This is a genomic window from Nibrella viscosa (assembly GCF_039541875.1).
GTDB classification, from domain to species: domain Bacteria; phylum Bacteroidota; class Bacteroidia; order Cytophagales; family Spirosomataceae; genus Nibrella; species Nibrella viscosa.
Map to the genome: position 1 here is coordinate 272,668 of NZ_BAABHB010000003.1, position 19,447 is coordinate 292,114.

Annotated in this window: 18 protein-coding genes and 1 tRNA gene; 7 read left to right on the plus strand and 12 right to left on the minus strand. The window is 53.1% G+C overall.

The window, feature by feature from the left end; translation table 11 throughout:
• Window positions 1-86: 86 nt before the first annotated feature.
• Entirely contained in the window at window positions 87-629 is a 543-nt protein-coding gene (locus ABD931_RS09665; protein WP_345266417.1) for a hypothetical protein, read from the minus strand.
• A gap of 96 nt (window positions 630-725) precedes the next feature.
• Window positions 726-2,186 carry a sodium:solute symporter gene (locus tag ABD931_RS09670; protein ID WP_345266419.1) on the minus strand — a complete coding sequence of 487 codons (1,461 nt, stop codon included), beginning with the start codon at window positions 2,184-2,186 and terminating at the stop codon, window positions 726-728.
• Between the two features lie 112 nt (window positions 2,187-2,298).
• Here ABD931_RS09670 and ABD931_RS09675 point away from each other — a divergent pair, with 112 nt between their 5' ends.
• The 5 genes from ABD931_RS09675 (at window position 2,299) to chrA (ending at window position 6,509) form a co-directional block, all read left to right on the plus strand.
• Window positions 2,299-2,577, plus strand: a complete 279-nt coding sequence (locus tag ABD931_RS09675; protein WP_345266421.1) for an ATP-dependent Clp protease adaptor ClpS — start codon at window positions 2,299-2,301, stop codon at window positions 2,575-2,577.
• Between the two features lie 95 nt (window positions 2,578-2,672).
• Window positions 2,673-3,284, plus strand: a complete 612-nt coding sequence (recR, locus tag ABD931_RS09680; RefSeq protein ID WP_345266423.1) for a recombination mediator RecR — start codon at window positions 2,673-2,675, stop codon at window positions 3,282-3,284.
• A gap of 130 nt (window positions 3,285-3,414) precedes the next feature.
• Complete coding sequence (locus ABD931_RS09685; protein ID WP_345266425.1) at window positions 3,415-4,116, plus strand: superoxide dismutase; 702 nt, start codon at window positions 3,415-3,417, stop codon at window positions 4,114-4,116.
• Window positions 4,117-4,246: 130 nt separating this feature from the next.
• Window positions 4,247-5,206: an isopenicillin N synthase family dioxygenase gene (locus tag ABD931_RS09690; protein WP_345266426.1), complete on the plus strand. Its 960-nt coding sequence runs from the start codon at window positions 4,247-4,249 to the stop codon at window positions 5,204-5,206.
• Between the two features lie 94 nt (window positions 5,207-5,300).
• Window positions 5,301-6,509 carry a chromate efflux transporter gene (chrA, locus tag ABD931_RS09695; protein ID WP_345266428.1) on the plus strand — a complete coding sequence of 403 codons (1,209 nt, stop codon included), beginning with the start codon at window positions 5,301-5,303 and terminating at the stop codon, window positions 6,507-6,509.
• A 2-nt stretch (window positions 6,510-6,511) separates the two neighbouring features.
• Here the strand turns inward: chrA and ABD931_RS09700 are convergent, their stop codons facing one another.
• The 10 genes from ABD931_RS09700 to ABD931_RS09745 form a co-directional block, all read right to left on the minus strand.
• Entirely contained in the window at window positions 6,512-7,918 is a 1,407-nt protein-coding gene (locus ABD931_RS09700) for a hypothetical protein (RefSeq protein ID WP_345266430.1), read from the minus strand.
• Between the two features lie 86 nt (window positions 7,919-8,004).
• Window positions 8,005-9,081 (minus strand): hypothetical protein, encoded by a 1,077-nt coding sequence (locus ABD931_RS09705; RefSeq protein ID WP_345266432.1) that lies wholly within the window; start codon window positions 9,079-9,081, stop codon window positions 8,005-8,007.
• Between the two features lie 84 nt (window positions 9,082-9,165).
• Window positions 9,166-10,503, minus strand: coding sequence for an ethanolamine permease (gene eat / locus ABD931_RS09710; protein WP_345266433.1), 1,338 nt, complete (start codon window positions 10,501-10,503; stop codon window positions 9,166-9,168).
• Window positions 10,504-10,576: 73 nt separating this feature from the next.
• Window positions 10,577-11,251 carry a hypothetical protein gene (locus tag ABD931_RS09715; RefSeq protein WP_345266435.1) on the minus strand — a complete coding sequence of 225 codons (675 nt, stop codon included), beginning with the start codon at window positions 11,249-11,251 and terminating at the stop codon, window positions 10,577-10,579.
• Window positions 11,252-11,254: 3 nt separating this feature from the next.
• On the minus strand, window positions 11,255-11,653 hold the full coding sequence (locus ABD931_RS09720) for a hypothetical protein (protein WP_345266437.1): 399 nt from the start codon (window positions 11,651-11,653) through the stop codon (window positions 11,255-11,257).
• Window positions 11,654-11,674: 21 nt separating this feature from the next.
• A complete protein-coding gene (locus tag ABD931_RS09725; RefSeq protein ID WP_345266439.1) occupies window positions 11,675-12,919 on the minus strand; it encodes a sulfite oxidase in 1,245 nt (414 codons plus the stop codon).
• Window positions 12,920-13,030: 111 nt separating this feature from the next.
• Entirely contained in the window at window positions 13,031-13,240 is a 210-nt protein-coding gene (locus ABD931_RS09730) for a YgaP family membrane protein (protein WP_345266441.1), read from the minus strand.
• A gap of 153 nt (window positions 13,241-13,393) precedes the next feature.
• Window positions 13,394-14,677: an adenylosuccinate synthase gene (locus ABD931_RS09735; RefSeq protein WP_345266443.1), complete on the minus strand. Its 1,284-nt coding sequence runs from the start codon at window positions 14,675-14,677 to the stop codon at window positions 13,394-13,396.
• 82 nt (window positions 14,678-14,759) lie between these two features.
• On the minus strand, window positions 14,760-15,278 hold the full coding sequence (locus ABD931_RS09740; RefSeq protein WP_345266445.1) for a Fur family transcriptional regulator: 519 nt from the start codon (window positions 15,276-15,278) through the stop codon (window positions 14,760-14,762).
• 63 nt (window positions 15,279-15,341) lie between these two features.
• Entirely contained in the window at window positions 15,342-17,591 is a 2,250-nt protein-coding gene (locus ABD931_RS09745; protein ID WP_345266447.1) for a RelA/SpoT family protein, read from the minus strand.
• Between the two features lie 274 nt (window positions 17,592-17,865).
• Between ABD931_RS09745 and ABD931_RS09750 the strand changes: the two genes are divergently transcribed.
• Both ABD931_RS09750 and tig read left to right on the plus strand, forming a co-directional pair.
• A tRNA-Leu gene (locus ABD931_RS09750) sits at window positions 17,866-17,947 on the plus strand.
• Window positions 17,948-18,054: 107 nt separating this feature from the next.
• On the plus strand, window positions 18,055-19,416 hold the full coding sequence (tig, locus tag ABD931_RS09755) for a trigger factor (protein WP_345266449.1): 1,362 nt from the start codon (window positions 18,055-18,057) through the stop codon (window positions 19,414-19,416).
• Window positions 19,417-19,447: the final 31 nt, after the last annotated feature.

Genomic DNA, 19,447 nt, shown 5'->3' on the forward strand with positions numbered 1-19,447 from the left:
CATACGGTAAACCCACCTGTTGCAATGCATACAGTTAGCCTCTTACCGACGAGTCGGAAGAGTACAGGAGTACCCCAAAAATCAGCTTAACAAACCTGTCTGGGTGGGGGCGAGTGGGGGCGTATCGAAGTGGTGATCAGGGAAGCGTTGTAGACGGAAATAGAGTTCTCTATATGTCCGGCATAATGCGTTGGACAGATGAGGGTATCTGGCCGGAAATACTCTTTCAGCAGCAGTTTCAGCAACTGATTCGTCTTCTTCTGCGTGTCGGAGGAGCCGGTAATTTCCCGTTGAATAAAACTTAGCAGGTCATCCTGCCAGAAGGAGTAATGCGGGTCTTCGTACCCCGTAATGTGCAGCGTATCACCGGAAACTTCGGCCCGGATAATTTCGTAGTAGCTGCCCCGGTATTTAAAACCCTGATCGGTTTTTCGGGTCAGAGCGGCTTCGGAAGGGTGCTGTTTCAGCGGAATATGAAACTCAACCAGATGGTCGGTCGATTGGTACACCTTTACCCGTTCGGAAAGCTCGTGCTCTTCCTGCCACCACACGCTGACGAGTACTACCGCGTACCCGAGCATGTTGTAGACCAGCAACACCAGTAATCCGATGGATAAAACTCGCTTCATAAACCTGTTGGCGACTACACACCTTCACCAGCTTAGCAAAGATAGCAGCTATTTCCGAAAAATATGACTTTACGGCTACTTTTTTGCATTACGTGTTTACACCGCTACCGGCTCTAACGTCCGTTTCCGCGAAACGGCCCATAACCCAATGAACGTAATCAGACCGTTCAGCATCAGCCGTTCAAATCCGAATTTGTAGCCGCCGAACCACTCGGCCGAATTGTTGTTGATGAACAGGGTAATAAAGGGTGAGGCTATACAGATAAACGGCACCAGGTTGTCGCGCACCGGCCGCTTCGAGAAAATGCCGAAAGCAAACAGGCCCAGCAGCGGCCCGTAGGTGTACCCCGCCAGATCGAAAACGGCCGTGATAACCTCTTTGGTATTGACTTGGTTGAACACGATGATAACCAGGTAGAATAGCAGCGAAAACCCAATATGAACCAGGTTTTTAATGCGGGATCGCTCCGATTCCGGCCGGTTCTCTATGTTCATGAAATCAACGCAGAAGGCGGTGGTCAGGGCCGTCAGCGCCGAGTCGGAACTGGCGTAGGTGGCGGCCGTAATACCCAGCAGGAAGGTGATTCCTACCAGAAAACCAAAGTGATCGAGGGCCAGCATAGGGTAAAGATCATCCGTTTTTTCGGGGATGGCAATGCCCCTGGATTGGGCGTACAGGTAGAGCAGGGCACCCAGCGACAGGAACATGAAGTTGACGATGGTGAGCGTGACCGTAAACCAGAACATGTTTTTCTGCGCTTCGCCGATGTTCTTGCAGGTCAGGTTTTTCTGCATCAGGTCCTGATCGAGGCCGGTCATGACAATGGCAATAAACGCCCCGGCAAAGAACTGCTTGAAGAAATTTTTCGGGTCGTTGGCGTCCCAGTAAAAAATTTGCGAGTAGCCGCTGTTCTGCACCGCACTGGCCATTTCGCCAAAGGAGAAGTTCAGCTCACGGGTAACCAGGATAATGGTCAGGATAACGGCCGTTACCAGAAAAGTGGTCTGAAGCGTATCGGTAACGATAATGGTCTTGATACCGCCTTTGAAGGTGTACACCCAGATCAGACCGATGGTAATCAGCACCGACACCTCGAACGGAATACCCAGGTTGTTGAAAATAGCCAGTTGCAGGACCCCGGCCGCCACGTACAGCCGCACCGCCGAGCCCACTGTGCGTGACAGCAGAAAGAACGCCGAACCGGTTTTATACGCCCAATAGCCGAACCGCTTTTGGAGGTAGCCGTAGATGGAAATCAGGTTCAGCCGGTAGTACAGCGGCATGAGTACCGTACCAATCACAAAATAGCCGACCAGATAGCCCAATACGACCTGAAAGTACGAGAACTGAATACGACCCACCGCGCCCGGCACCGAGATAAATGTAACCCCCGAGAGCGAGGTGCCAATCATCCCGAACGCCACCAGGTACCAGGGCGACTGGCGGTTGGCAGTGAAGAAGGTCTGGGTATCGGCTCCCCGCGATGTATAGTACGAAATGGCAATCAGCATCGCAAAGTAGGCGATCAGTATAGTTAATGCAATGGAGGTATTCATAGGAGGCTGGGCAACTTTTTGGCCCGGAATGGGGTTATTTTATAACGGAAAACGGCTTCCGAAAGCGGTCAGATTTTCGTAAATTTGCTAAACAAATACAATTTTCGGTCTGATGCAACCTTTTGAAGATCCCAACGTAGAAGTACTCGATGAAGTGATTGAAACAGACGTATATAATCTCGTCGTGTTCAACGACGATGTGAATACGTTTGACCACGTCATCGATACGCTCATCGACGTATGTGCTCACACACCGGAGCAGGCCGAGCAGTGTACCCTGATTATTCATTACCGGGGCAAATGCACGGTTAAGAACGGCTCCTGGGAAGAACTCGTCCCTATGCGCAACGAAATCTGCCGCCGTGGCATCTCCGCCGAAGTGCTAAATTAATTAAGAGTTAAGAGTGAAGAATTAAGAGTTATTGCTGCTGCACGCTCTTTATAATTCATAACTCTTAACTCATAACTCTTAATTCAAAAAATCCCTTGGAGTTTCCGTCCAGACTGATAGAAGAAGCGGTCAATGAGGTGGCAAAGTTGCCGGGCATCGGAAAGAAAACGGCCCTGCGACTGGTGCTTCACTTATTGAAACGCGATGAGGAGCAGACGCAGGCCCTGGCCGACACACTGGTGGCCATGCGGACGAAGGTAAAATACTGCCGGAAATGTCATAACCTCTCCGACGAGGATCTGTGTACGATCTGCGCCAATCCCCGTCGTGACAATTCGCTCATTTGCGTCGTAGAAGATACCCGCGACGTACTCGCTATTGAGAACACGGCCCAGTACAAAGGCTTGTATCACGTACTGGGCGGCATTATATCTCCCGTTGAGGGTATTGGCCCCAGCGACCTGCATATCGAGTCGCTGGTGCAGCGGCTGAGTACTGTAGAGAATGAACAGGTGAAAGAAGTGATTCTGGCGCTTAGCCCGACCATGGAGGGCGACACTACGGCCTTCTACCTGCAAAAGAAACTACGGCCCTTCAAGCTGAAGATTTCGACCATTGCCCGTGGTATTCCCATCGGCGGTGACCTCGAATACGCCGACGAAGTCACCCTCGGCCGCAGTATCCTCAGCCGAATCGCTTACGAATAATATACAGGCCGGCAACTTGCCGGCCTTTTTTCTAAAACTTACCCTTATTTTGCGGCAGAAAACAAAGCGGTAAACAATGCGTTGTTTTTAGGAAAACCGGATTATCTTACCTTCAAACAAAAATACCCTCATGAACCGTAGTGAATTTCTGAAACTGGCTTTTGGCGCTTCGTTGGGTTTAACCGCCCTTCAATCCTTGGGTTTTGGTCCCGCTCAGACCGAAGGCCCGTTTAAATTGCCTCCCTTACCCTATGATGCGAGTGCCCTGGAGCCGCATATCGACAAAATGACCATGGAAATTCACCACGATAGACATCATAAAGCCTACGTCGATAACCTGAACAAGGCCGTTGCTGGTACCGATATGGCTAAAATGTCGATCGATGATCTGGTGAAGAACATCAGCAGCAGCACCCCGGCGGCTATTCGCAACAACGGGGGCGGGCACTGGAATCATGCGTTCTTCTGGACTATCCTATCACCCAAGGGCGGAGGAACGCCCACGGGGGCACTGGCCACGGCCATCAATCAGAAATACGGCTCCTTCGACAAATTCAAGGAGGAATGGGCTAAAGCGGCTGCCGGCCGATTCGGCTCCGGCTGGGTATGGCTTATTCGCGACGGCAACGGCGTCGACATCGTTTCTACCCCAAATCAGGACAACCCGCTGATGAAACTGGCCGATAAGCAAGGAACACCGGTCATGGGTCTCGATGTATGGGAACACGCCTACTATCTGAAGTACCAGAACCGTCGGGCCGACTACGTGACGGCAGCCTGGAACGTGTTCGACTGGAATAAGATCGGCCAGAATTTCGCGAATGCGCGGTAGTAGAACGCTAGACGCTGGATGTTGGACATTTGGGTAGTTCCATGCGGAGCCGTCTAACATTCTACGTCTAAGGTTCAACCGTAACGGCGGACCGTGTCTTTTTTGTATCTTTGCGCAAACACTTCAGAGTATGATTGACAATAGGTTGTATGACGAAATTCCGTCGCTTGATCTGGCGGATTTTACGTCGGGTGACCCGGAACGACGGGCCAGATTTGTGCAGGAATTAGGGGCGGCTTTCAATAACATCGGCTTTGTGGCGATAAAGAATCACGGCCTGACCCAGGAAATGACAGATCAACTGTACGGAGCGGTAAAAGAGTTCTTCTCGGCTCCCGACGATGTTAAAAAGAAGTACGAACGGGCGGAACTGCACGGACAGCGCGGTTACATCGGCAAAGGAAAAGAGACGGCTAAGGGCTTTAAGGTAGCCGACCTGAAAGAATTTTACCATATAGGCCAGCCGGAGCCGGTTGGTGAGATGCCGGCCAATGTGCTGCCGGACGAATACCCGGCCTTCACTGAACTGACGCTGGAGACGTACCGCACCCTGGAGAATGCCGGTAAAACCCTCCTGCGGGCCATTGCGCTCTATCTGGAACTGCCCGAAGATTATTTTGAGGACAAAGTAAAGAACGGCGACAGCATCCTGCGGGCGCTGCATTACTTCCCGCTGAATCCGGACCTGGTGCCGGAAGGCGCCGTACGGGCGGCCGCGCACGGCGACATTAACCTGATTACCCTGCTGATGGGGGCCAGTGCCGATGGCCTGGAGGTACTGCGTCGCGACGGCAAGTGGATACCCATCACGGCATTGCCCGATCAGGTAATCGTCAACGTTGGCGATATGCTCGACCGGCTGACCAATCACAAACTGAAATCAACGATTCACCAGGTGGTGAACCCACCGCGGGAGAAGATGAATACCTCGCGGTATTCGATTCCGTTCTTTATGCACCCACGGGGGGATATGGACCTGACCTGTCTGGAAAGTTGTATTGATTCAGACCATCCCAAACTGTACGAAGACATGACGGCCGGCGAGTTTCTGAATGAGCGGCTGATTGAATTAGGCTTGAAAAAGCAGTAGCTACCACGGCGCAGCGGTGCGAAGCTCAAGCTTCGCACCGCTGATTCATTTTATTCCTGAACCCGTCTCTGAGCTTGTGCTGTAGGCTCCTCCTATGCAAATTTATCCGTCACCACAGCCTGTTGTCCCGGTCCGGCGTATCCGCTACTTCATTTTTCTGAAGGATATTTTCGTGCTGGCCGTAACAACGTTTGGCGGGGTGCAGGTTCATCTGGCGATGATGCTCGACCGCCTGGTCACCAAACGCCGGTACCTGACCGAAGCGGAACTGCTGGAACTCTACGCCCTTTGCCAGGTGTTGCCCGGACCCACCTCTACGCAGACCATAACGGCTATCGGCTTCAAAATTGGCGGCCCCAATCTGGCCTACCTCAGCCTGCTGGTGTGGGTAATGCCCAGTGTACTGATTATGACGGCTGCGGCCATTGGCGTGTATTACCTCGAACGCCACCACCTGTCGCTTCATTTCGCGCGGTTTATTCAGCCTATGGCGGTTGGGTTGCTCATTGTGGCGGGGTATCGTATAGGCAGAAAGGTAGTTACCAACCGGCTTACGCTGCTGCTGACGGCGGTGGCGGCCCTGGCGGCTTATATCTTCCGGTCGCCGTATATGACGCCCATTGTAATTGCCTGCGGGGGCGTGATTACGGGCCTGACGTACCAGAAGCAGGAGAAGATGGCCAAAACGCCCCTGCGTATTCAGTGGGCCAACTTTTTTCTCTGGCTGGGGGTGTTGATTGTGGCGGCTCTGCTGGGGCACTTTACCCGCTTGCTGCCCGTGCGCCTGTTCGAGAACTTTTACCGCAACGGTAGCCTCGTTTTTGGGGGAGGGCAGGTTTTAACGCCAATTTTGTATAACGAATTTGTCGCCTTTAAACATTACCTGACCCGCGAGGAGTTTCTGACGGGCTTCGGGCTGGTGCAGGCCATTCCGGGGCCGGTCTTTGCCTTTGCCTCGTATATCGGGGCGTTATCGATGCGGGGCGATGGTTTTCACGGACAGCTTCTGGGCAGTCTGGTTTCTACGGCCGGCATTTTTCTGCCCGGCACGTTTCTGATCTTTTTTGTTTACCGGTTCTGGGGCCAATTGAAGCAATATCGCCCTGTTCGGGCGTCGCTGGAAGGCATCAATGCGGCCAGTACGGGGCTCACGGCCGCTGCGGCAGTCGCCCTGTTTGAACCCATGGCCCCGCACTGGCCCTCCGTTGCCGTTGTGCTGGCTACTATTCTACTGCTGGAGTTTACCCGCACTCCGGCATACTGGCTGATTCTGGGTGGGTTAGCATTGGGAGTTGTTTTTTAGCATTACTCGTCCCGTTCTCCCTGTTCAAAATCATCGGCAATGAATTTCCGGATGGCCTGGTATGGCCGGAGACCGCGGTTCCGCGATGAGTTCATTGTTACCGACCGCTCTGATGCATTGGCTTTCGCCTTATTCGCTAAGTTTTGAGTAGTAAAATAGCCGCTGCGGAACTGCTGATACTCTTCATCAGTCATGGCCGTACGAGCCACTTCGCCTTTTGAGAATCCATCGTTGTAGTTGGCAATGCGGCTGTCGGCGCGGGCTAGTTTGCTTTCTGCCAGCAGATGGTTCAGTTCACTTATAACGCTTTGTTGCTGCTTTTGCAGGGCATCCAGGTTTGGCAGCAGGTCGAGTTCATGTTCCAGCACGTTTTTTCGGGTGATCTGGGCCGCCAGTTCCTGCTCAGCGGGTGTCAGTTCCCGCATAACCCGCTTCATGCGTCGGCGCAGTTTCCAGAGCCGGATGTCGGCCTGTAACCACCGGAACCAGAAGGCCTGCAGTACCGGCAGGGCAATACCGAGGCAGACCGCTCCCGCCAACGCAAACAGAATACCGCTGAGCACAAACGAGAGCAGGGCAAAGGGGCTGCTCACCAGGGTTTGGTTCAGGGCGTCAGATTCCTGCAACTGCCGTTCAATTTTGTTGAGCAGCGCCGGGTCGTACTGCTGTACACCCGTGGTTGGGTCTACCGGTGCCCCGTTCATCTGCAACTGCCGGATCGATTTATTGATCGCCGATTTCATCTGATCGGTGCGGTAGGCTTCGTACCGGAACCAGCCCAGAATGGCCAGCGTAATCACCGAGAAAATAGCCAGTGCCACCTTAAAGCGTTCATACTTGGTCCGGTTGTGTTCGGGTTCTTCCAGATAAGGCTTTTCGATGAGCCGGTCGTAAGCGGGTTTCAGCAGGATGGAAACCATCGCCAGGCCGACCGCAAAGGCCCAGGCTTCCATATTGTTGCGGATGTTCAGCGCATAAGCGACAATCTCGTGGGAGATAATCAGGTCACCGGCCAGAAAAGAAATACCCGCTACGAGGAACAACAGACCAGCTAGTAGCGAATAATCCGGAGAAGCCTTCGACCGGCGCTCCCGGAGCGAGAGTTGCTCGTTCTCAATGGCATCGCGGTCTTTCTCCAGCCGCTCCACCCGCTTCGACTGGACGCTGAGCTTCAGAATGTGTTCCTGCAACTGGTTGTAGGCCGACTTCCGGTTGACCGTCGTTTCGTTCACCTGCTGTTCCAGCCGCTGCAGTTCATGGCGCTTCTCATCGATACGCTCCGTGAGCCATTCGTGGTTGACCTGGCTCGATAGGTATCCTTCGTATGTATCGCGGGTCACTCCCTCAAGACCGCTGGTATAGCCGTGCTGAAAATCGAAGTGATTGACCGGTTGTTTGTCCTGTTCCATAAGTTTCAGGTTTCAGGTTCCAAGTTTCAGGTTCCATGTTGCTTTGCTGCTTCGTTAAACTTGGAACCTGAAACCTGAAACATTTTTTAACGTCCTCGTAAAATTGCCTGCCGTTGCCGTTCGGTTAGCTGCGTTTTAAGCGTGCGGGCGAGGTTGTATTCGCTTTCGAAGAGTTTGATCAGCATATCGCGTTTGGCGTTCATACGGCTGAGCTCAGCCTCGGCGCGGTTCAGTTCGGGGATGATCTGCCATTTCTGCACGCGTAGCTCATCAATCTCTTTCCGGAGGGTGTCAATCTCCGTGTCCCACTGTGCCGATCGGGTTTGCTGTTCAATTTTCAACTGTTTGTTCCGGAAAGAGGTACGCAGGTCGTTGCGCAAGATTGTGAGCGTGCCGAGCAGCAGTTTACCCGACAGCAAAAACAGGAAGAACACAAAAAGCAGCAAGGCTACGGCCTGCAAAAACGGTTGCCGTTGTACCGCCTGGGCAAACACAAACAAGGCAGCCGCCAGAGGTAAGCCTACTTCTTCCAGCAGCCGCCGGCGAGTGGCGGGTGAGCCGCTCTCGTGAAAAAACGACGTTCGGCTGAACAGATTGAACATACCCGCCAGAAAAACACCCACCGAAATCAGTCGGCTTTGCTCAAAGGCCGGGCGCAGGGTTTCGTCGATCAGGAAGAAATTGCCGACGCACATGACCGTTGATAAGCCAAGGCCAATGAGGGTGCGGGGTAAGTGGTGCTCGCCGGGCTGTTGACCGGCCAGTTCGTGCCGCCGGTGGTCGAGTTCGCCGATGCGGTTTTCCTTCTGTTCGATGAACAGATTAATCTCCCCAATTTTTTCGTTAAAGCGGTCAATATCCCGTTCCAGATCGGCGCAACGGTGTACGAAATACGTCCGGATGGCGGCAATCTTCTCTTCCGGTTTAGCGTCCGATAAACCAAAAATTACGCCTTCGTCGCGGAGCAAATCCTCATCTTCCAGCCAGGCCGGAATTTCTTCGGCCACCGGCGTCGGTATAGCCGGAAGAGCCGGCGGCTGCGGGGAAACGCCGGCCGTGGCCGAGCCTGACGAGACCGGTTCCGGCAGGAATGAAGCAGAGGCTACATCGGAAACAGGCTCCTTCCTTCGAAACGGAGCCAACAATTTATTGAACAATGCCATAAGCGGGCAGCGTTATTCGGTCGAATCAAAAAACTATTACTGTAGAACTCCTAAATATGTAGAAATATTGCTTTAGTAAGAGGTTCATTCTTCATTTATCTCCACGTTCACTTCCCGGTTCTGAACGCCGATTTGCAGGAACAAAATCAGCGATACTACCAGTAAACCAACAAATAAGAGGCTTAGTTTGGGATTGTAGTAGATAATGGCCACCAGGCAAACCGCCGATAGCAGCAGGGCCACCAGCGGAGCCCAGGGATATAGCGGAGCCAGAAAAGGCCGGCTCAGATTCGGTTCTTTCTTCCGCAATACAAACAGGCTGAGCATACTGATGATATACATCACCACCGCCCCGAGTGCCGAGAGAATGATAATCTCGTCGGTTGAGCCGGTAAAGAGCGCCAGAAAACCGACCAGACCGCCGGCAATCAAGGCCCAGTGGGGCGTCCGGAATCGCCTACTAATCCTGGATAAAAACGCCGGCAGGTATCCGCTCCGGGCCAGGGCATAGATCTGCCGGGAGTAGCCGATGGTATTGCTGTGGAATGAGGCAATCAGCCCGAACAAACCAAGACTGGCAAAGAGTTTGGACCAGTGGCTTTGGCGGCCCATTGTCATCGCCAGCGTTTCGGGCAAGGGGTAATCGAGCTGACTGAGCTGTCGCCAGTCGCCGACGCCCCCGGTGAGCAGCATGGTGCCCAGCGCCAGCAGGACCAGGGTAGCTATGCTCAGCAAATACCCACGCGGAATAGTTTTACGGGTGTCTTTTACCTCTTCGGCCACCATCGCCACCCCTTCAATGGCCAGATAGAACCAGATGGCAAACGGCAGGGCCGCGAAGATGCCACCGACGGTGAAGGTCTCGTTATGCGCCAGGAAGTTTTCAGTCTTGTAAAACGGGAAAATCAGGGCCATAAACACCAGCAGCTCGACTACCGAGAGAATCGTCACGACCACCGATAGATTTGCTGATTCCTTTATGCCGAGAATGTTGACGCCGATAAAGACGATGTACGTGGCAACGGCCACCGGCAGCACCGGAATATCCGGGTTCAGAAAATGCGTGTAAGCCCCAAGCGCGGCCGCAATGGCGGGCGGAGCCATCAGAAAATCAACCAGGGTGGCAAAGCCGGCCAGAAAACCGCCAATGGGTCCAAAGGCCCGGAAGGCGTAGGCAAAGGGACCACCGGCATCCGGAATGGAAGTGGTGAGTTCGGTGTAACTAAAAACAAAGGCAATATACAGGAGGGTCACCAGCAGGGTAGCAATCAGAAAGCCGATAGTGCCGGCCACGGCCCAACCGTAGTTCCAGCCAAAATATTCACCAGAGATAACCAGCCCGACGCCAATAGCCCAGAGCTGGATAGTAGTAATAACTTTGCGGAGACCGGGGGCTGGCGGGGCGTCTGGTGGTTGTGTCATGCAGGATGAAAAAGAGTGAAAGAGCGTGGCGCGTAGCCCGAAAGAGCGGGCGACTGTTGCACCGCTCTTTCGCTTATGATTTAAAGAATATCCGCTGCAAGGCTCCCCACAATCGCTTCTTCAGATCCTTATCGGCTTCAATGGCCGGCAGCGAATCGGCCATCATGAAAGTAATGCCCTCGAACCGCACCGGATGGTAGCGGTCCATCATAATGTCTAGGTGTATCTGGCTGAACGGCACCCCGAAGGTAAAGAAGTGGTTGATTAGCTTACCCTGCAGCATGGCCTTGATCTCAGACGGCTGGGAGTTGTGCAGATTGTACAATTCGGCCCCTTCCAGGTTCAGATTGACGGCTTTCAGAATTTTCTCCAAAAACAGGTGGTCACTCGGCGTTAAATCTTCATCCACCAGAATCAGGACTTTCTGGTTTACGGATGGAGTGGCCGGCACGGTCCGTACCGCTTTTGGCGCAACCGGCTGAGCGGGCGCCGTTACTTTTTCGGCGATGCCGGCTGGTACATCCATCGGCTCCGGTATAATCACCTTTACTGGCTCGGCGACTGGTTCAACAGTGGCCGTAGTGGTGGACCGGACCGGCACCGCAACTGGCTCCGGCTTGGCCGTAACGGCTTCTGCCGCCGGCAGCGTCACTAGTTCCGGTGCTACCCTGACCGGGATAGGCGCTTCGTTCAGCCGGAATAGCTGGTCGTTCTGGTACAGCGCCTGGTAAAATGCTTTATTCGACATCAACTATAAGGTATACCATTGAACAGCCTGCAACGGTTTTCGGCGACCGTCGAACGCCTTTTGCTCCGGGCCGTAGTATTTTGCCAGGTAGTCCAGCACCACCGGCTCCGAATCGCGCAGGTCCCACAGGTTCTGCGTCCGCTGCATCCAGCGGATTTTCTCTTTCCAGCCGTCGCGGGTGAAGCGGTTTTGCAGAATCAATTTGCTCGAATGGCAGGAGGTGCAATGCGCCTTAACCACGTTCAACTGCTCGGCTATTACCAGTCCCGTATCCGGATCTTTCTGCAGACTATCCGCCATAGCCACAGCCGACGAGCCAGAGGGTACCGCCGTTTCAAACCCTGAGAATACCATCAGGCACCCCATCAGCACCAAAGCTCCCCACCATTTATCATTCATCATTATGCATTCATTATTCTTAGGTTAAACCACCTTCACTGCAATCCGGTGACAGGCATTATTAATGTATCCTTCCGGGTTCCACTGTGGCATCACCATTGGCTGGGAAACCCCGGTCTCGTCTACCGCCCGCGCCCAGATTTCGTAATAGCCTTTCTGCGGCAGCTTCACATTGGCCGACCAGTGCTGCCACGCCAGCCGGTTTTTGGCCGACTTCAGATCACAGCGTTGCCAGGTAGCACCAAAATCGTAGGAAACGTACATTTCTTTTACGCTGCGGTCGCCCGCCCAGGCATGGCCGCGCAAAGCTAGCGGTTGCCCCTGATTCAGCATGGCCCCGGTTTTCGGAAACGTAATGAGTGACTTCACCGGCATCGACTCGATGATCCTGAACTGATCTTCCGGCGGGTCAACCCCCGGCTCAACAGGGTTGATAGGCACCCGGTAGCTTTTGCCGGTCATTTTAGCACCGTCGTGTACTTTATTGCGCACCGAAATCGTGTGCAGCCATTTGCCCGATGCCGATGCCGGCCAGCCGCCAATGACCAGCCGCAAGGGAAAACCGTGCGCCAGCGGAATATCCTGCCCGTTCATGGCCCAGGCAATCAGCGTTTCGTCTTCCAGCGCTTTGCGCATCGGAACCCCCCGCGAAATCACGGGCTTGGTGGGGTCCTGACTCACGTGGAGGTCTCGACCGTAGTAGCCGATGTAAACGGCATCGTCTTTCAGACCAACATCGGCCAGCACATCTTTCAACCGGACCCCGGTCCATTCGGCGCAGCTTACGGCACCATCGGTCCATTGGTTACCGGCCGTTTGGGGCACATAACCGGCCCGGCCGTTGCCGGCACATTCCAGCACCAGTTGGTAGATGTAGGGCTTAAAGCGCTTCTTCAGGTCGCTGAGTTTGTATGTTTTTGGGGCCTTTACCGACTCGCCGTTGATGGTCAGTGACCAGGTACTCAGATCTATCTTCTCTGGCATCAGGCCGTTGTTGCGGATAAACATTTTATCGGCTGGCGTAACGGCATCATCCAGCAGATGGGGTAGAGCCTCCACATTCCAGGGCTTATCGTTTAGCACAACCATGTCTTTGTGTTTGGCAAGCATGGGGTTACCATCAAACACCAGCGGCAGGTACGTTTTGGGAAGCCGGCCGGCAAAGACAATATCGGTGCCGAGCAGGCCGGCCATGGTAGCCAGAACGCTTTTGCGCAAAAAGCCCCGGCGGTCAAACAAGCTATCAGGAGAATCTGGTAAGGTCATCATGTGTGTACGCGTAGGTCAAAAATAAGCAATACCGATGATTTTTCAGCCAACAAAAAGCCCCGCTTACCGAAATAAGCAGGGCAGTGCGTGGTGAGTACAGCCGGCTGGCGCCTAATCCCATTCGCGCCGGGTCGAAAATTTAAAGGCCCCATAGCATGGACAAAAGCCGGTCAGACAGCTAAAGCCCAGCACAACCGACAGGGTTACGAACAGGTAAAGAAGCGGTCCGGAGACGATGCCCAGCAGGCAGGGAATAAGCAGATCAACAATAATAAGCCCTCGCACCAACTGGTCGATGAAGCCGATGTTCTTAGGTAGCATATAGTAGGTTAGGCTTAAATAAGGTGGTGTCGCCGGTAAGTTACAAAAAAATGTAAGCTACTTTCAAGCATTACCTGAGTATTTTTCTGAAAAAAACAAAAGCTACCCCATGTTGCGGCAGCTTTTGTAACCTTTTGACACTGAGTGGGTATACTACACGACAGCCTCCCGGTGAATGATCGCTTCGCGGTCTGGGCCGGTAGAAATAAAGCTGATGGGCAGGCCCAGTGATTCTTCCAGGAAGCCAATGTAATTAGCTAGTTCAGCCGGCACTTCGTCGAAGGAGTGAAAATCCGTCAGCGCCGTCTGCCAGCCTCTGAACTCTTTATAAACCGGCGTTACATCGGCATCACACAGGTCGTAAGGGAACTGCTCGGTCAGGGTGCCGTCGGCCAGGCGGTAATGGGTGCAGACCTTGATGGTCTCAAAAATATTGAGTACATCTACCTTCATCATAACCAGTTGGCTTACCCCGTTGATCAGGATGGCGTATTTCAGCGCGGGCAAATCGAGCCAGCCGCACCGGCGGGGCCGACCGGTAGTGGAGCCGAATTCCCGCCCTTCCTGCCGCATCCGCTCGCCTTCGTCGTCCAGCAATTCGGTGGGGAAAGGGCCGCTGCCTACGCGGGTGCAGTACGCTTTGAAAATGCCGTATACGTCGCCAATCTGCCGGGGGGCTACGCCAAGGCCCGTGCAGGCACCGGCCGTCATAGTGTTTGAACTGGTCACAAAGGGGTATGAGCCGAAGTCAATGTCGAGCAGTGAACCCTGTGCCCCTTCAGCCAGGACTTTCTGGCCGGCCTTCAACGCGTTGTTGATGGCGTACTCACTGTCGGTCAGCTGGAACTGCTTCATGAAGTCTACGGCAGCAAAGAACTCTTCTTCGGCCTGGGGCAGTACCAACTGGTAATCGAACTGATGGTGATCGAGAATGGTCTTGTGCGTCGCTACCAATTGGTCGTATTTCTTCCGGAAGTTAGCCGACAGAATATCGCCGACACGCAGCCCCTGCCGGGCTACTTTATCCTGGTAGGTTGGGCCGATACCCCGCAGCGTAGAGCCGATCTTAGACGCGCCTTTGGCCTGCTCATAAGCCGCATCGAGCAGCCGGTGCGTTGGGATAATAATGGAGGCCTTTTTCGAAATCAGCAGGTTTTGTTGCAGATGGAGGTTGAACTTGGCCAGACCGTCTATTTCCCGTTTAAACACAATCGGGTCGAGTACCACGCCGTTGCCGATAATATTCTGAATATCGTTTCGGAATATACCCGACGGAATCTGGTGCAATACGTGTTTGAAACCCTCAAACTCCAGCGTATGGCCGGCATTGGGACCACCCTGGAAACGGGCCACCACCTGATACTGTGGAGCCAGTACGTCTACAATCTTACCCTTACCTTCGTCGCCCCACTGGAGGCCAAGTAATACATCTACCATGTTTTAAAATAAGAATCTTTGTTGTTAGCACATGCGTTTCGCTTTAGCCTTCGCCATACGCCTGTTGTGTTCAATCTGAAGGCTACGCTTCTCCCCGCTCCGACATAGCGGCCGGCATCGCCTGATGGTCGCCGTACCGCTGGCGGTTTTCGCAATTGTTACGGACGCAGCTTCCGTAGAAGATCAGCGAGTGGTGCATGACGTTGAACTTCAGCATATCGCCCACCATCGTCTGGATGGTTTGTACCCGTGGGTCGCAGAACTCCATCACCTGATGGCAGTCGGTGCAGATCAGGTGATCGTGCTGCTTGTAGCCGTAGGATTTTTCGTACTGCGCCAGGTTACGGCCAAACTGATGCTTGGTCACCAGGTCGCAGTCGACCAGCACATCCAGCGTATTGTATACGGTGGCACGGCTGACGCGGTACTTCTTGTTTTTCATGGAGATATACAATTCATCCACGTCGAAGTGGTCTTCGCGGTTGTAAATCTCCTCCAGAATGGCAAAGCGCTCCGGTGTTTTCCGAAGCCCCTTGTTTTCCAGATACGCCGTAAATATCTTCTTAGCGGCTGCCAGATTTTCTTCTTTCGGCACAGGCATGATCAATCTCGGTTAAAACACAAAATTAGTCAGCAAAGAGCAGAGGGCCAATTCTTACCTGGGTTAATCAAACCGGACCACCTCAAAAACACCGTTCACCCGCTCCAGTTTCCCCATCAGGGTCTCCAGGTGGCCGGTGTCGTGCACATACAGTTTGATGATACCCTCAAAAACCCCGTCTTTGGAGTCGATGGTGATAGAACGCATGTTGATGTGCAGTTCATTGCTGATGACCCGTGTCACGTCGTTGACCAGCCCCACGCGGTCGGTGCCTGTAATGCGCAGGCCCGCCAGAAATGCCAGTTCTTTCTGCGACGTCCACTTGGCCTTTATGATTCGGTTGCCGTGGTTCGACATCAGCTCGACGGCATTGGGGCAACTGACGCGGTGAATCTTGATACCTTCGTTGACGGTTACAAAGCCGAATACATCATCGCCGGAGATGGGGTTGCAGCACCGGGCAAGGGTATAGTCGATCTTGTCCATATCCTCGCCGATGAGCAGCATATCGGCATCGGCCCGCTCACCGTGAATTTTCTTAAGCTCCTTTTCAAACGTCTTACCGTCCTGAATGGCATCGGTATTGATCTTGTTCTGGCGGTTTTCTTTCGCGTCCTTATCGGCTTTGAACTTCTTCAGTTCCTGAACATCAACGTGGCCTTTACCAACCCGGTAAAAAAAGTCATTGACCGTTTTGGAGCCAAAGTAAGCCCGAAGCTGATTTAGCGTTTCGTTGGACATATCCACCCGCAGCGTTTTCAGCTTTTTGGCGACCATATCGCGGCCGTCGGTGATATACCGCTTATTCTCCTCCTTGATGAGGTCTTTGATCTTGGTCTTGGCCTTAGAGGTCACCACAAACCGGAGCCAGTCTTCGTTGGGTTTCTGCTTGTTGGAGGCAATGATCTCGACCTGATCACCATTATGCAGGACATGACTGAGCGGCACCAGCGTATTGTTCACCTTGGCGGCCATGCAGCGGGCACCGATCTGGGTATGGATTTCAAAGGCAAAATCCAGGGCGGTGGCTCCCCGTTGCAGTACCTTCAGATCCCCTTTCGGTGTAAAAACAAAGACCTCTTCGCTGTAGAGGTTACTGCGAAAATCGTCCAGAAACTCAATGGCCCCCGTTTTGTCACCCTGCCCGGCGGTTTCCAGCATTTCGCGCACCTGACTGATCCAGGTCTCAATACCCTGTCCGGTCTGGGTGTCGTTGCCTTTATACTTCCAGTGGGCAGCATATCCTTTCTCGGCAATCTCATTCATGCGGGCCGAGCGAATCTGCACCTCTACCCACTGCCCCGATTTGCTCATAACGGTGGTATGCAGCGATTCATACCCGTTGGCACGAGGTGTACTGATCCAGTCTTTCAGCCGGTCGGGGTTGGGTTTGTAATGGTCCGTTACGATAGAATATGCCTGCCAGCAGGCCGCTTTCTCGCTCTCCTGCGGCACATCAACCACAACCCGTACCGCAAACAGATCATAGATCTCCTCAAAAGGCTTTTTCTGCTTGTTCAGCTTATTCCAGATGGAGTAGATTGATTTGGGGCGGCCTTTGACGACAAACGACATACCGGTTTCGGCCAGGTCTCGCTCGATAGGTTCAATAAACTTAGCAATAAACTTATCCCGGGCCGCTTTTGTCTCCCGCAGCTTCCGGGCGATATCCTTATACGTGTCGGGCTCTACATACTTCAGATACAGATCTTCCAGCTCGGTTTTGATCGCGTACAGGCCCAGCCGGTGTGCCAGCGGGGCGTAGATGTAAATGGTCTCCGAGGCAATTTTCAACTGCTTATCGCGGGGCATCGAGTCCAGCGTCCGCATGTTGTGGAGCCGGTCGGCGAGTTTGACCAGAATCACGCGAACGTCGTCCGACAGCGTCAGCAGCATTTTCCGGAAGTTTTCTGCCTGCTGCGAGGTGCCGTATTCAAAAATGCCGGATATTTTGGTCAGGCCGTCAATGATCTTGGCGATCTTCGGCCCAAACATCCGTTCGATATCCGCAATGGTGGTATCGGTATCTTCAACAACATCGTGCAGTAGGGCCGCCACAATGGCAGTGGTGCCTAAGCCAATTTCCTCAACGGCAATCTGCGCCACCGCCAGTGGGTGGTAGATATACGGCTCGCCTGAGCGCCGACGCATGTTTTTATGCGCGTCGAGTGACGTATTGAACGCTTTCTTTATGAGCTTGGCGTCGTTATCTTTCAGCAGGGGTTTGGCCGCCCTGAGCAGACGCCGGTAGCGTTTCAAGATTTCTCTGCGCTCCTGTTCGAAATCAATAACGGGTTCCGCAGTTGTATTCATAGGGTAGGTCATTCAGACTGGCGTCTCTGTTGTACGTATTACCAATATAACAAATAAATCGGGGCTCCAATTACTAAACGGTAAAAAATAAAAAGGTAGGGAACTATGTTTTGCGCTGTCCGAACTTCTTTTTACTTTTGCACTCCGAAATTTAGTAGGCAGTACTCAGCAGACAGTTGGCAGTTGCCAATAGGCAGATTAAGACTGACCCCATTACTGAGAAAAAGCAGAAGGGCAATTGCCGACTGCAAACTGCCTGCTGCCAACCTAAAAAGCGGGCGTGGCGAAATTGGTAGACGTGCCAGACTTAGGATCTGGTGCCGCAAGGCATGGGGGTTCGAGTCCCTCCGCCCGTACAAAGTACCCAAAGAGTGAAAGAGTGAAAGAGTGAAAGAGCGAACACAAATGCCATTCTTTCACTCATTCGCTCATTCACTCTTTATCATTTTAAACGGTTACGATTGTGGATATTGCACTAGAAAAAGCCAGCGAAACCAACGCGTCGCTGAAGATCAAACTGACACCGAAAGATTATAAACCGGAGGTCGATAAAAAGCTGAAAGATTACGGCCGTAAGGTGGCCATGAAGGGCTTCCGCCCCGGCAAAGTGCCCGCTTCGCTGATTCAGAAAATGTACGGCAAGAGCATCCTGGTCGATGAGATCAACAACCTGCTCAGCCGGACCGTTAGCAGCTATATCCGCGAAAATAAATTACAGGTAGTGGGCGACCCGATTCCCAACCGTGAGCAGGCCGATACCATCGACTGGGATAACCAGTCGGAGTTTGAGTTTAAGTATGATCTCGGTTTGGCTTCCGATTTCGAGGTGTATTTCCACCAGCTACCGGCCGTGCCCAACTACCAGATTGAAGCCGGTACTCAGGAGGTAGATGAAACAATTGCCAACCTGCAGAACCAGTTTCACGGCCACGAACATGCCGACGAATCGGCTGAAGGGGATATGCTGTACGGTGAACTGACCCAGGCGCGGGCCGAAGGCGAGCCTTTCTCGACCAAAACCGCCCTGCCGCTGAACAAAGTAGCCCAGGAAGCCCTGCCACAGTTTATCGGTAAGAAAAAAGAGGATACCATCACGTTCGACATTCAGGCTGCGTTTCCGGATGAGAAAGACCGCTCGCTGGCAACCGGCATTAAGCAGGAAGAAGCCGCCGACCTTCAGGGCGAATTTATCTTCACCATCGAAGACATCACCCGCAACAAACCGGCCGACCTGAATCAGGAGTTCTTTGATAAGGTGCTAGGACCGGGCAATGTAGAGAGCGAAGAGCAGTTCCGCGAGCGGGTGCAGGAGATTATCAAAAATAACTACGAGCGCGAAGCCAACACGCTGCTGCGTTTTACTATTGAGAAAACCCTGCTGGAGAATATCCCTATTACGCTGCCCGATGAGTTTCTGAAGCAGTGGCTGCTGGAAGTGAACGAGGGTAAGTTTACGCCGGAGCAGATAGAAGAGCAGTACGATGATTTCACTAAATCGGTGAAGCTGCAGCTCATCAAGAACAAGATTGCCGAGCAGGCCGACATCAAGGTAGAATTTGAAGAGGTAATGGGCGTAACCCGCCAGATGGTGCGCGAGCAGTTTGGTTTCTACGGTGACGATAGTCAGATGAACGAAACCATCGACCGTATTGCCCGTAACTACCTGATGGATGACAAGAGCAACGGCCAGAACTATACCAACATGTTTAACCGCGTGTACGACGACAAAGTAATCGAATACGCCAAAACGCAGGTGGAGCTTCAGCCGCAGACCGTAACGCTGGATGAGTTTAAAGAACTCGTCGCAGCGAATAACAACCGCTAATTGTCCGGGCCAGCATCTCTGCTGGCCCTTT